Raw genomic sequence first — 12623 nt, forward strand, 5'->3', positions numbered from 1 at the left:
AACCCCAAGGAAGAAGGACCATGGATATGACCAAGATTCTCTATACCACCCGCGCCACGGCCACCGGCGGTCGCGATGGCCGCGCCCGGACTGATGATGGGGCACTCGACGTGGTGCTGGCCACGCCCAGGGAATTGGGCGGCAACGGACAGGGTAATAATCCCGAACAACTCTTCGCCGCGGGCTATGCCGCCTGCTTCCTCAGCGCGATGAAGTTCGTCGGCTCGCAGGGCAAGCACGCCAAGGTTCCGGTCGATACAAGCGTCAATGCTACAGTCGGCATCGGACCGCGCGCCGACAAGGGCTTCGGTCTGGCAGTCACGCTCGACATCGTGCTGCCCGGGCTGGACGCAGCGGACGCCGAAGCTCTGGTCGCAGAGGCTGACACCGTCTGCCCCTACTCCCACGCCGTGCGCGGGAACATCGAGGTCCGCCTCGCGGTAACGACCGAGGCGTAATGCCCGGCAAACCAAGGCCCGGTCGACCGCGCGGTTGACCGGGCCTTTGGCTTTCAAGCGGCTCTGGCCCGCGCCAGTTCTCGCGCAAGATCGACGAAAATCCTGAACGCCGCTGGCGGATTGCGGCGGCTGGGGTAGTAAAGGCACAGCGGTGCCAACGGCGGCGTCCACGCCTCCAACAGTCGGACCAGCTTCCCGGCCGCGATATCCTCGCGCACGTCGGACTCCATGAAAAATCCGATTCCGATCGAGGCGAGTGCCGCGAGGCGTGCCAGACTCGGCTCGTCGAGCGTCAGCGGGCCGTCGACATCGACCGGCAGCGGCTGGCCTTCGGCTTCGAACGGCCACCGCAAAAGCGCGCCATTGGGCAGCCGGGTGCGGATGCACGCATGCCCCGACAAGTCCGAGGGCACGCGCGGCACGCCCTGCTCGGCCAGATAGGCAGGCGAGGCAACCACCGCATGACGGCGCGCGGGTCCGAGCGGAATGGCGATCATGTCACTGGGAACACGGTTCTGGCTACGGATCCCGAAATCGAAACCATAGGCGACGATGTCCACGAGATTGCCCTCGGTCACCAGGTCGATCCGGATCTGCGGGAAACGCTTAAGGCATTCGAGCACCAACGGCGCGAGCACTTCGCGCCCGGCGGTGGCAAAGGTGTTGATGCGCAAGATGCCGGCAGGGATGTCTTGCTGCGCACGCACCATGTCGAGCGCCTGATGAATATCCGAAAGTGCGGGCGAGACCTGCTCGATGAACCGACGCCCCGCATCGGTCAGCGCAACGCTGCGCGTGGTGCGGTTGAACAGGCGAACGCCCAGCTGGCTCTCCAGCCTCGCGATCGTATTGCTGAGCGCGCTCGTCGACATGCCAAGATCGAGCGCGGCCGCACGAAAAGATGCCCTGCGCCCAATGGCCAGAACCGCGTCGAAATCGGCAAGGCTGAAATTCCCCATTATCCCGTTATCCGCAACACCACATCCCCTTTTATCCTGCTTATCGGGACGGCGTCAAAGGTCTATTGAAGCGGGACACCAGCAAATCTCAACGGAGAATGACCATGAGCATCGAATTGCCCGGCCCCATCGCGCGCTATTTCGCAGCCGACAAGGGTAGCGACGCCGCCTCGCTTGCCGCCTGTTTCACCCCCGATGGAACCGTGATCGACGAAGGCAATATCTATGCCGGGAGAGAAGCCATCCGCCAGTGGCTGGCAAATGCCTCCACCCAGTACACCTACACGGTCGATCCCGTCGCGCTTGCGCATGACGATGGGCGGATCGTCGTCACGAGCAGTCTCGCCGGCAATTTCCCCGGTAGCCCGGTGGACCTGCGCTATCTCTTTACACTCGAAGGCGATCTGATCGCCGCGCTGGAGATCGTGCCATGACCCCCTTCGTCACGCTGGAGGGCAAGCGCGCGCTTGTCACGTCGGGCACCCGCGGAGCCGGTGCAGCTACGGCGGCCCTGTTCGAAGAACTTGGCGCACAGGTGCTGACAACGGCGCGCGGCAAGCCCGAGCATGTGTCAGACGCGCAATTCGTTGCCGCCGACCTGACAACGGCTGAGGGATGCGCGGCCGTTTCCAGCGCAGTGCTGCAGCGGCTCGGCGGAGTTGATATCATTGTCCACATGCTCGGCGGATCATCGGCACCGGCAGGGGGCTATCAGGCACTTGAAGAGGTGCACTGGCGGAGCGAGCTTGACCTCAACCTGATGCCCGCTGTCCGGCTCGACCGGGCCCTCGTGCCCAGTATGACCAGGCGCGGATCGGGTGTGGTCATCCACGTCACGTCGATCCAGCGCGAACTGCCGCTGCCCGAGGCGACTACGGCCTATGCCGCAGCCAAGGCTGCCCTATCGACCTACAGCAAGAGCCTGTCGAAGGAAGTCGCACCGCAGGGGGTGCGCGTGGTGCGGGTCTCGCCAGGCTGGATCGAGACCGAATCCTCCGTCGATCTGGCGCGCAGACTCGCTGCGGAACACGGTGTCAGTGTCGAGCAGGGAAAGAAGATGATCATGCAATCGCTTGGCGGCGTGCCGATCGGCCGCCCATCAAAGCCTGAGGAGATTGCCAACCTGATCGCCTTCCTCGCCTCTGACCGCGCCGGATCAATCACTGGCACCGAGTATGTGATCGACGGCGGAACTGTGCCAACCGCCTGATTTGACGCCCGAGTGCACAGTGCAGTCACGGAGGACGCTCACTCCTTCCGACCACACGCGACCGACCAAGTTTGTGGCTATGTCGTCGCATTCGTACGAAAGACGATGTTGATCCGCAGACCGCCGTCATTCGAAGTTCCAAACGCCACTTGCGCCCTCATGGCGTCTGCCAGCGCCTGCACGATCGCCAGGCCAAGGCCAGCCCCTCCCGCTTTTGGGTTGCGGGAAGGATCCAGCCGACGATAGGCCATGCCGAGTTGGGCTAAGTCTGCGGGCGCGACTCCCGGACCATTATCCTCAAACTGCCAGACGATGGTGTGTGCGTCGTGCCGCACGGCTATTCGCATGTGATCGGCGTGGCGAAAGCCATTGTCGACCAAATTGCCGAATATTCGCTCCAGCCCGGCCGCGTCCGCTTCGATCAGTGCTGGCTCGTGAACAGAAACCTCGATGCGATCCGCCTCGAACCGCGCTTCGACCAGAGCGCGTGTCAGCGCAGACAGATCAATCCGTTGCATCGGCGTCACGTTGTGACGATCGATGCTGGCGAAAAGGAGGTTGTCGTCGAGGAGCGCGGACATCTGGTCCAGGTCACGTTCCGCGCGGGCCCGCTGGTCATCATCGGCGATGAACTCCGCGCGCAGGCGCAACCGGGTAAGATAGGTCCGCATATCGTGCGCGATACCAGCAAGGATGAAGGTTCGCTCATCCATCAGCGATACGATCCGCGCCTTCATGTCGTTGAAGGCCTGCGCCAGCGCGCGCGTTTCGCGGCTGCCCTCCACGGTCGCATCCGGCGCGCGTAGATCGACTCCCAATGCCTCGGTCGCCCGCGTCAGGCGGCGCAGCGGTCGGGTGGTCTGGCGCAGTGCGATCCAGAGCATCAGCAGAAGAAACGCACCGCTAACAGCACCCAGCAGACTGCGCCGTGCCAGATAGGCACTGAGCGCGCGCGATGGCCGCCCCGTCAGTATCAGCACGCGCCCGTCGCGCATCCAGATGGTCAGGCGGATCGGGACGAAGAACCGCATCGGCCGCGCCCGATCACCCAGCCATGCGCCCAACTTGCCCGGCCCGCCGTCCACGACGACATTATGATCGGAAAGAGCCCGGCGATAGCGGGTGGCAAGTTCAGATAGAGTGGGTGGCACTTCGCGATAATCATGAGGTGGCGTGCGTCCGATCGTTACAGTGAAGAGCGACCCGTCATAGCTGTCGGCAAGTTCGCTTGCCCCGGCAGGTCCAGCCCGTTCCATCGCATCGACCATGCGGGCCAGCGAAGCGGGGGCTGGCAGGCCGTAGTTCGCGTCGGCACCGACCCGGTCCGGTGTCTGCCAGACGAGCAGCAGCAGAAGCTGCATCAGGATGAAGCCGGCCAGCATGACCATGCCAATGCGGAACGACAGCGTCGTGCCCACCGGCTCAAACCTTGCGCACGGGAGCAACGAACACATAGCCGCCGCCACGCACGGTCTTGATCAGGGCATCCCCGCCGGGCACCCTGGCAAGCTTGCGGCGAACCCGCCCCATTTGCACGTCGATGGTACGATCGAAGGGCGCAGCTTCCCGGCCGCGTGTCCAGTCCAGCAGCTGCTCGCGCGACAGTACGCGCTGCGGGCGCTCGACCAGACACAGTAGCAGGTCATGCTCGCCCCCGGTCAGGTCCAGCGCAGAACCGTCCGGCGCGATCAGGCTGCGCGCATCGACGTCCCAGAGCCAGCCTTCGAAAGCATAGCGCCGCAGGCCCGGCGGCTGCATCGTTGCCTCATTCGCCTGCGAACGACGCAGCAGCGCCCGCACACGAGCCACCAGTTCGCGCGGGTTGAAGGGCTTGGGCAGGTAATCATCGGCGCCGATCTCAAGCCCCACGATACGGTCCACATCGTCGCTGCGCGCCGATAGGATCATCAGGGGAAGCTGTCCCGCCGCGCGGACACGACGACATAGCGACAGGCCATCCTCTCCCGGCAGCATGATGTCGACCAGTGCCAGGTTGATTGGCTGGCGTTGCACGAGCGCGTCGAAATCGGACGTCGTGCGGCAAGGATGGGCATGCAAGCCCTCACGCATCAGAAGGCCGCAGACGAGATCGCGAATTTCATCGTCATCCTCGACAATGGCGACATGCGGACGGTTCGAGTCTTCCATCCCCGCAGAATGCCACCGCGCCTTGGGGCCGCAAGCGCTGTTACATTTTGTCACCCTATGATTCCGACGGTTCGTTCAGCCGTTACCACGCGCCGGCAAATCAGGCTCCAGCGGGATATGATCCCACTCACGCAAGGAGACGAAACATGAGGAATTTTTTGACCGCAGCCGCCCTTGGCCTGACCCTGGCCGGCAGCCTTGCGGCCACCGCCGCCGAGGCGCGTACACGCAGCCGGAGCGTCAGCGCGCAAGGCGCCTATGGCCATGGCTATGACCGCTCGCGCGCGGTGACCCGCCAGCCTGGCTCGACCTCGGTCAATCGTGGCATCCAGACCAACAGCGGTCGCGGCGCCTCCTCCAGCCGCAGCGCAAACTGGGGCAATGGCAGCTATCAAGGCGGCGCTAGCCACACCACCAACAACGGCACCAGCTGGGGCCGATCGACCAGCGCAGTGCGCAACGACGACGGCAGCATTAGCGCCGCGACGACGCGTACGCGCCCCGATGGCTCCACCAGCACAGTGACGCGGGAAACCAGCCCCTACTGATCCCGCGCACGGCACGCCGGGTCGGCTCCTCCTGACCCCCGAACGGCCCGGCGTGCCCCCTTTTTGAAAGCAGCGTCATGAAGACCTTCTCCCTTCTCCTCATCGGTTGCCAGATCGGCGCCCTGGCATTGGGCGCGAGCCCGGCCGCCGCGCAGACGGGCCGCTTGGGCGGCGGCGAACCCATGCAATGGTTCGACAAGGCAGACACCAATCGCGACAATCGCGTCACCAGTGCGGAATTCTCCGCCTTTCGCCAGAGCCAGTTCGGCCAACTCGACCGCAACGGTGACGGCGTCGTCAGCCCAACCGATTTTCCAAGGCTCGCGAAACTGCGGCCCGACGCTTATGCGAAGCTGACCGGGATGATCGGCCAGAGCGACGCCAATGGCGACGGTGTGGTCACGCGCGCGGAAATGGGATCCTCGCCGCCCCGCATGTTCACGCTTGCCGACGCCAATGGTAATGGCGAGGTCACAAGGGGCGAGTTCGACGCGGCGCGCGATCGGATGCAGGCGGCGGTAGCCGCAAGGCGGAAATAGTTATGGCGCATCGTTCCCCCCTGTTCCTCAGCATCGCAGCAATCGCCATCCTGGCTGAACTGGTCTGGCGGCTCCGCTCCGGGCGCGGCTATGATGGGCGCGCGGCGCTGACCACCGCCGGGCTGGTGGCGGGGAATCTCGTCGCGGGCGTGCTGCACGCCGCGGTGCTGGCCGCCGCCTTCAGCACGGTCTGGGCCTATGTCCCGCATCGCTTTCCAGCAGCGCAGTGGCAGAGTTGGGCGATCGGCTTCTTCGCGGTTGAGTTCGCTTACTACTGGTTTCACCGTGCGAGCCATGAAATCCGCTGGATGTGGGCAAGCCACAGCGTACATCACAGCGCGGAACAGCTGACTTTCCTGTCGTCGCTGCGGCTGGGCTGGACGAACACGCTGTCGCTGGGTTGGCTGTTCTACCTCCCGGTCATCGCGCTGGGCGTCGATCCGCGCATCGTGGCCGGACTGCTGGCGATAAACCTGAATTTCCAGTTCTTCCTGCACAGCGAGGCTATCCCACGCCTCGGCCCGCTGGAATGGATTTTCAACACGCCGCACCATCATCGCGCGCACCATGCCAGCAACCGGGAATTTCTGGATCGCAACTATGGCGGCATGCTGATCGTCTGGGACCGCCTGTTCGGCACGATCGCGCCGGAGAGCGAGGTCGAGAAGCGCTATGGCCTGGTCGGCAAGGCACGTGAAGCCAATCCCGTGAAGCTGGCGCTGCGCGAATGGGCGGGCATTGCGACCGATGTCGCCCGCGCGACAAGCTGGCGGGATCGCTGGACAGCCATGGTCAGGGTGAAATGAGGGCGGGCCGGACAGGATGTAGCGAAACGCAGCACCGGACCGTCCATATGATCGTCATGGTGGGGGATCCTCCTGCTCCCATCGCGGCAATGCGATGTTGCACAATCCACCGAAGGGAAGCCGGAACACGCCGGTGAAGCTGCGGGGCTACCAAAGCCAGCGCCGCGCGCACATTCCCAATGACATTCGGACTGTCGCCTGCCGTCACCAGGCAATTGCGCGAGGCGATAGTTGCCAAGCTGATCGATCAATCGCCCGTGTCGCCTGTGATCCGCTCTCTTGGGCGGCTGGCAGATGTCGCCAGCTTGTAAACATCCCAAACTACTTGCTCTTACCCACAAGTGGTCGCGTGCGTGATTCGGCCTGCCGCGCGCCCATTGCGTGGCTGGAATCACCCATGATTCATTCTCCGGCACCTTTGGATAGTGAGGTGCCGGGATGGAACATAGCTGGGTGGACAAGGAAACGGCCGAGACCAATTTGGGTGATGCGCGGCTGAACCGACGACTTGGAGCGATGCTTGAAGCACTTGAACAGCGCCCTGGGCAATCTCTGCCGACGGCTTTTCAGGACTGGTCGAATACTAAGGCCGCCTACCGGTTCCTCTCGAACGAGAACGTGAGCGAAGACAAAATCCTGGAAGGGCATTTTGCAGCATCCGCCTTGCGCATTCAGGCAACCGAAGGTCCGATCCTCATCTTGCAGGACACCACCGAATTCAATTTCAAGCGCGCGGATCCGGATAAGATCGGATTTACGAAAAGCTCGACTGGTCGCAAGTTGAAGGATGGCCGGTTCCAGAAGTTCACGATCTGCGGCCTTCTGATGCATGTCAGCCTTGCGATTACGCCAGATGGACTGCCGTTGGGTCTCACGGCGGCGAAATTCTGGTCACGCTCCAAGTTCAAGGGAACTGCAGAGCTCAAGCGCAGGGTCAATTTGACCCGAATTCCCATCGATCAAAAGGAAAGTATCCGTTGGCTTGATAATTTGCGCCGGTCTACCGAATTGGCTGGAGAGCCGGGGCGATGTGTACATATCGGAGACCGCGAAAGCGACATTTACGAGCTTTATTGCTTGGCTGAAGAGCTCGGTACCAAATTCCTCGTGCGCAGCTGCGTCGACCGCCTGGCTCAAGATGGCAAGACGACCATCGCCCAAGTTATGGAAAGGACGCCGTGCAGCGGGACCCACGAGATCCAATTCCGCGATGCGAAAGGCAAGGAGCAGCGGGCAGTGCTATCGATACGATATGCAACAATGACGGTCCGGCCTCCAATCGGAAAACAGAAGAAATACATAAACCAAGAGCTTCAGATCATCCATGCCGAAGAACTCAATCCGCCGGAAGATCGCGAACGGATTCACTGGAAGTTTATAACTAATTTGCCTGTCAAAAACCACGCCGATGCCGTGCATAAGCTTGACTGGTACTCCAAGCGCTGGAAGATCGAGACATTCTTCCGGACCCTGAAAACCGGGTGCCGGATCGAAGAACTTCGCCTGACTACGATCAACCGCTTGGCCAATTGTATCGCCTTGTGCTGCGTCGTTGCCTGGCGCGTGTCATGGCTGACGATCCTGGCTCGTGAGGCTCCAGAGGCCACGCCTGCTGCCGTCTTCACCGAAACGGAGCGCAACCTTCTCGATAGCTCGACGCCAAAGTTGAGACGCGCGCCATCCCGCAACCTCGCATTCTATGTCAGAGCCGTCGCAAGGCTCGGAGGCTACCTGGACCGCGCGTCTGACCCACCACCCGGCACGACCGTCATATGGAGAGGAATGACGCGACTCGCCGATCTCGTTGAGGGAGCTCGAATCTCGAGGCCCCCAGCAGGCACTTGTGGGTAAGAGCAAGCCCAAACTATCCGCCTGCTCGAACATTGGAGTGCGCGTTGAGTTGGCTGCGTGACATAGATCGCTGGTTCATGGCGGAGGTGTTGCCTCATGCGGCAGCCTATCGTGCCAGGGCCGCCTATTTTTGCGGTCGCGAAGATGCGGACGATCTTGTCCAGGAAGCTTATGCCCGTGTTCTTGGTACGCCGGACTATCGCGCCATCGCTGCTCCACGCAGCTTTGTGCTGACCATCGTTCATAATCTCGCGCTTGAGCGCTTGCGCCGATCGAATGTGGTGCGCATCGACTTTCTGGCCTCCATGGATGTCTTGGATGTCGCCGATGGCGCTCCGGACGCATTCGCGGTGATGGCCGGCCGCTCCGACTTGCAACAGATGCTGCATCTGATAAGCGCGCTGCCACCGCAGTGCGCCCGCGTCCTCCATATGCGCAAGATCCAGGGTATGACCCCTGCAGCCATATCGGAGGCTCTTTCAATATCCGTCTCGACCGTGGAAAAACATGTCGCTAAAGGTCTTGCCCTCATCACAAAGGCCCGGCGCGAGATCGAAGCCCAGATGGAGTGTCCTTGTCCGGCAGTTTTGACATCTCTCAGCCAAAAGCTGACCTGACGGACGTTGCTGCCGATTGGCTGGCGGCGCTCGATGCGGGTTCGGCGGACATGGTCGCGTTCGAGGCATGGCGCGACGCAGATATTCGTCATGCAATAGCCTTTGCCGAAGTGGCTCGTACCTGGCGCGATTTGAACAATCTTCGTTTGGTGCAGGGGCATTTGCAGTCTCCCGCTGGTGAAGAACCCGCGCCCGAGCAGCCAAGCCGTCGGCATGTCATCCGCGCAGCCGCTTCCTTGGCTGCGGTGATCGTGGCGGGCGGCGGTCTTGCCTACCGGGCCTATGCGCGTGACACGGCCAGCACACTGCCAGGCGAACGACGGGCCGTTTCGGTAAATGATCGCTTGGCAATAGACCTCAATACCGACAGTCGCATCCATTGGCGGGCCGGAGAGCTTACCCGGCTCTGGCTGGAGCGCGGTGAAGTGGCGATCCGTCTGGCTCCCGCGCAAAAGGTCGAGTTGCTGACGCCGGGTGGAGCCTTCCAGTTGATGCCAGGCATCTACAACGCCCGTTTACGCAATGAGAGTTGCGAGTTGGCTGTGCTGCAAGGCGGCATTTCGGCCGATGGGGCCAAGCTGGAGAAAGGGGAAATCGGGCTTGCCACCGCCGGCCGGATAGCCGCGCGCCCAGGCGGGAATATGGATCTCAACCGCATTACGGCTTGGCAACGCGATACGCTCGTGCTGAACGGCGAGAGTCTCGACTATGCCTTGTCAGAGATAAACCGCTACCTGCCCAACAAGATCGTGATCGGCGATCCAGCACTGTCCTGCATCCGTATGGGCGGAACATTCGCAACAACCAACACTGACGAATTTCTTAAGGCACTGCATAGTTCTTTCGGCATCCGCGCTACGCCCAGCGCCAACGGCGGCATCATCCTCACCCGCGCCTGAACTTTTTTTCGGGTCGAGTAGCGGATCGCCAGCGCTCATCCATCCATGCCCCGACACATCCATAAATCGGGGACAATCATGCTGAAGTTACTGACGACGACCGCCATCGTGGCGGCCGCGATGCCTGTTGCCGTCCATGCCCAAGGGCAACCGGCGCGCATGAATTTCGATATCAAGGCCGGCGATACGGCGGCAGCGTTGAACCAATTTGCCAACCAGGCGCATGTGCATGTCGTCTTTCCCTATGACGTGGTGGCTAATCAACGCGTCGCAGGCGTGCGTGGCAACTTCACGCGCGGCGAGGCGCTGCGGCGCCTGATCGCGGGGCAGGGGCTGCTGATCGCCAGGGAAACGGCGGGCATGATATCGCTCAAAGCCGCCCCGGTCGCGGCGAATGCCCCTCTCAATATGGCGGCGGACGACAGTCCGCAGACAGACATTATTGTGCTTGGGCAGGGCAATTCGCGCCAGGTCCAGACTGTGGCGCCCAAGGCGATGGCTAAAGCGACAGCCGGCTCCTCGCCGCTGCGCTCGCTAGGCCGCTTGCCGGGCGTCAACTTCGATTCGTCGGACGCGCGCGGCACCTATGAAGCGGCGACCCAATTGTCGATCCGCGGTTTCCTGTCCGATCAGATGGGCTATACGCTGGACGGTGTACCACTTGGCAACATGCAATATCGCAACAATAACGGCCTTTCGATCAATCGCGCGCTGCTGACCGAGAATAACGGCCCAGCAACGCTGTCGCAGGGTAGTGGCGCGCTCGGCACCGCATCGACCAGTAATATCGGTGGGACCGTCGACTTTTCCTCGATCGACCCGACCCCAGATTTTGGCGTCGACCTCGAACAAAGCTATGGCAGCGAAAATAGCTGGCGCAGTTTTATACGCATCAACAGCGGCGAACTGCCCTGGGGCGGGCGACTGGCACTGTCCTACGCGCATGACCGGCAGGGCAAATGGCGTGGCTGGGGCAAGCAGGAGCAGGACCAGATCAACGTCAAATATGTGCAGCCGATCGGCGACAGCGTGAAATCGACCACCTTCCTCAACCTGATCGATAGGAGCGAGGACGATTATAATGATGTCTCGCTGGCAAAGCTCAAGACCTATGGTTGGGATTTCGACAATATCCCGACCTTCGCCCTCGCCGAACAATTGGCATTGATCGTACAGAATGGCGGGACTCCGCCCGCGCCCTATGTGAACGCCGACGACAGCGTTTATCAGGGCGGGGGCGTACGCCGCGATCTCCTGGGCTATGAAAAGCTGGAATATGTGATTTCGAACCACCTGTCGGGCTTTACGACCGCCTACCTGCATCTCGACAAGGGCATTGGCACCTGGGCCAATCCGTACGAGCCGACCCCTGCCGCTTTTGGCGGATCACCAGTATCGGTATCCGCGAACCGCTATGACATCGACCGGAAGGGCGTGATTTCCCGCCTGAAGTTCGAGGCCGGACAGCACAGGATCGAAGGCGGCATCTGGTACGAACATAATGCCTTCAACCAAGCGTCCTATCTGTATGGATTGCAAGCCGGCGTTACGCCGGACGAATTTCAGCAGTTCTACAGCAATCCCTTCAAGGTCAATTACCAGAACGAATATCGCACCGACACGGTACAGGTTGACATCAGCGATACCTGGCAAGCGACCGATCACCTGCGCCTGAACGCAGGATTCAAGGGTCTTGTCTCGACGAACAAGGCGCGTAGCATCGTCAGCACAAAGCCCATCGACGGATCGATTCAGGCGAAAAACTGGTTCCTGCCGACGGCGGGCATCCTCTACACGCTGGATGGCGGCAGCGAAGTCTTTGCCGGCTACACCCGCAACATGGCCGCCTTCGTCGCTTCCACGTCGAGCGGCCCTTTCTCCAGCAGTTCGCAGGCCGGCTTCAACTACATCCGGGGCGATTTGAAACCGGAGATGACCAACACATTCGAAGCGGGCTATCGGTTCCACAACCGCGACCTGCAACTGTCGCTGACCGGCTATTATGTGAAGTTCACCAACCGCCTGCTGGCCTCGTCCATCAGCGCCACGGTGGTCGGCAACCAGAATGTGCTGCAAAATGTCGGCAGCGTGTCCTCGCGCGGCGTCGAAGCGGCGGCGAACTGGAAGTTCGCGCCCTTCTGGTCGGTTTACGGCAGTTGGGCCTATAATGACGCGACCTATGACGACAATGTGCGGCCATTGGGCGGCGCTGTCGTCGCGACCAAGGGAAAGCAGGTCGTCGCATCGCCCAAGCATGTAGGCAACCTCGAACTCAACTATGACGACGGCATGCTGTGGGGGCAGGCCATGGCGCATTATCGCAGCAAGCGCTATTACAGCTATCTCAACGACGCGACGCTGCCTGGTGCGGTCAACGTCAACCTGTCGGCCGGCTATCGGTTCAGCAGTATGCTGGATGTGCAGCTCAATGTCATGAACCTGTTCGACAAGCGCTACATCGCATCGACAGGCACGGCCGGCTTTGTGACTTCCGATCCCAATGGCACCTACACGACCCTGCAGTCCGCCGCGCCCCGGCAGGTGTTCGGTACGGTGCGCGTGCATTTCTGACAACGGGTAACGAGCGT

Annotated in this window: 13 protein-coding genes; 10 read left to right on the forward strand and 3 right to left on the reverse strand. The window is 61.8% G+C overall.

What is annotated here, in order from left to right:
- Window positions 1-26: 26 nt before the first annotated feature.
- The gene (locus IWY39_RS21415; protein WP_409994387.1) at window positions 27-458 is read left to right on the forward strand and encodes an organic hydroperoxide resistance protein; all 432 of its coding nucleotides are present in this window, start codon (window positions 27-29) and stop codon (window positions 456-458) included.
- 53 nt (window positions 459-511) lie between these two features.
- Here IWY39_RS21415 and IWY39_RS21420 read toward each other — a convergent pair whose 3' ends face one another.
- Window positions 512-1417, reverse strand: coding sequence for a LysR family transcriptional regulator (locus IWY39_RS21420; RefSeq protein WP_107126539.1), 906 nt, complete (start codon window positions 1415-1417; stop codon window positions 512-514).
- A 104-nt stretch (window positions 1418-1521) separates the two neighbouring features.
- Between IWY39_RS21420 and IWY39_RS21425 the strand changes: the two genes are divergently transcribed.
- Together IWY39_RS21425 and IWY39_RS21430 are read left to right on the forward strand one after the other, a co-directional pair.
- A complete protein-coding gene (locus IWY39_RS21425) occupies window positions 1522-1851 on the forward strand; it encodes a nuclear transport factor 2 family protein (RefSeq protein ID WP_107126545.1) in 330 nt (109 codons plus the stop codon).
- Window positions 1848-2627 (forward strand): SDR family oxidoreductase, encoded by a 780-nt coding sequence (locus IWY39_RS21430; protein ID WP_107126538.1) that lies wholly within the window; start codon window positions 1848-1850, stop codon window positions 2625-2627. Before IWY39_RS21425 ends, IWY39_RS21430 begins: the two co-directional genes overlap by 4 nt.
- A 77-nt stretch (window positions 2628-2704) precedes the next feature.
- Here IWY39_RS21430 and IWY39_RS24485 read toward each other — a convergent pair whose 3' ends face one another.
- Entirely contained in the window at window positions 2705-4045 is a 1341-nt protein-coding gene (locus tag IWY39_RS24485; RefSeq protein WP_181316895.1) for an ATP-binding protein, read from the reverse strand.
- Window positions 4046-4049: 4 nt separating this feature from the next.
- Window positions 4050-4775: a response regulator gene (locus IWY39_RS21440; protein ID WP_107126536.1), complete on the reverse strand. Its 726-nt coding sequence runs from the start codon at window positions 4773-4775 to the stop codon at window positions 4050-4052.
- A gap of 146 nt (window positions 4776-4921) precedes the next feature.
- Between IWY39_RS21440 and IWY39_RS21445 the strand changes: the two genes are divergently transcribed.
- The 7 genes from IWY39_RS21445 (at window position 4922) to IWY39_RS21475 (ending at window position 12606) form a co-directional block, all read left to right on the forward strand.
- Window positions 4922-5323, forward strand: a complete 402-nt coding sequence (locus tag IWY39_RS21445; RefSeq protein WP_107126535.1) for a hypothetical protein — start codon at window positions 4922-4924, stop codon at window positions 5321-5323.
- Between the two features lie 77 nt (window positions 5324-5400).
- The gene (locus IWY39_RS21450) at window positions 5401-5862 is read left to right on the forward strand and encodes an EF-hand domain-containing protein (RefSeq protein WP_107126534.1); all 462 of its coding nucleotides are present in this window, start codon (window positions 5401-5403) and stop codon (window positions 5860-5862) included.
- 2 nt (window positions 5863-5864) lie between these two features.
- Entirely contained in the window at window positions 5865-6668 is an 804-nt protein-coding gene (locus IWY39_RS21455; protein ID WP_107126533.1) for a sterol desaturase family protein, read from the forward strand.
- 438 nt (window positions 6669-7106) lie between these two features.
- Window positions 7107-8519 carry an IS4 family transposase gene (locus IWY39_RS21460; RefSeq protein WP_196871707.1) on the forward strand — a complete coding sequence of 471 codons (1413 nt, stop codon included), beginning with the start codon at window positions 7107-7109 and terminating at the stop codon, window positions 8517-8519.
- Between the two features lie 44 nt (window positions 8520-8563).
- The gene (locus IWY39_RS21465; protein WP_107125988.1) at window positions 8564-9136 is read left to right on the forward strand and encodes an RNA polymerase sigma factor; all 573 of its coding nucleotides are present in this window, start codon (window positions 8564-8566) and stop codon (window positions 9134-9136) included.
- Complete coding sequence (locus IWY39_RS21470) at window positions 9088-10035, forward strand: FecR family protein (RefSeq protein WP_107125987.1); 948 nt, start codon at window positions 9088-9090, stop codon at window positions 10033-10035. The genes IWY39_RS21465 and IWY39_RS21470 overlap by 49 nt, the downstream gene beginning before the upstream one ends.
- Before the next feature lie 78 nt (window positions 10036-10113).
- Window positions 10114-12606: a TonB-dependent receptor domain-containing protein gene (locus IWY39_RS21475; protein WP_107125986.1), complete on the forward strand. Its 2493-nt coding sequence runs from the start codon at window positions 10114-10116 to the stop codon at window positions 12604-12606.
- Window positions 12607-12623: the final 17 nt, after the last annotated feature.

This window comes from Sphingobium sp. JAI105 (assembly GCF_015752145.1).
Taxonomy (GTDB): Bacteria; Pseudomonadota; Alphaproteobacteria; order Sphingomonadales; family Sphingomonadaceae; genus Sphingobium; species Sphingobium xenophagum.

What these genes read in the sequence shown, in the direction of transcription:
- IWY39_RS21415 (WP_409994387.1), top strand. Translation starts at nt 27, where the DNA reads ATGACCAAGATTCTCTATACCACCCGCGCCACGGCCACCGGCGGTCGC.
- IWY39_RS21420 (WP_107126539.1), bottom strand. Translation starts at nt 1,417, where the DNA reads ATGGGGAATTTCAGCCTTGCCGATTTCGACGCGGTTCTGGCCATTGGG.
- IWY39_RS21425 (WP_107126545.1), top strand. Translation starts at nt 1,522, where the DNA reads ATGAGCATCGAATTGCCCGGCCCCATCGCGCGCTATTTCGCAGCCGAC.
- IWY39_RS21430 (WP_107126538.1), top strand. Translation starts at nt 1,848, where the DNA reads ATGACCCCCTTCGTCACGCTGGAGGGCAAGCGCGCGCTTGTCACGTCG.
- IWY39_RS21440 (WP_107126536.1), bottom strand. Translation starts at nt 4,775, where the DNA reads ATGGAAGACTCGAACCGTCCGCATGTCGCCATTGTCGAGGATGACGAT.
- IWY39_RS21445 (WP_107126535.1), top strand. Translation starts at nt 4,922, where the DNA reads ATGAGGAATTTTTTGACCGCAGCCGCCCTTGGCCTGACCCTGGCCGGC.
- IWY39_RS21450 (WP_107126534.1), top strand. Translation starts at nt 5,401, where the DNA reads ATGAAGACCTTCTCCCTTCTCCTCATCGGTTGCCAGATCGGCGCCCTG.
- IWY39_RS21455 (WP_107126533.1), top strand. Translation starts at nt 5,865, where the DNA reads ATGGCGCATCGTTCCCCCCTGTTCCTCAGCATCGCAGCAATCGCCATC.
- IWY39_RS21460 (WP_196871707.1), top strand. Translation starts at nt 7,107, where the DNA reads ATGGAACATAGCTGGGTGGACAAGGAAACGGCCGAGACCAATTTGGGT.
- IWY39_RS21475 (WP_107125986.1), top strand. Translation starts at nt 10,114, where the DNA reads ATGCTGAAGTTACTGACGACGACCGCCATCGTGGCGGCCGCGATGCCT.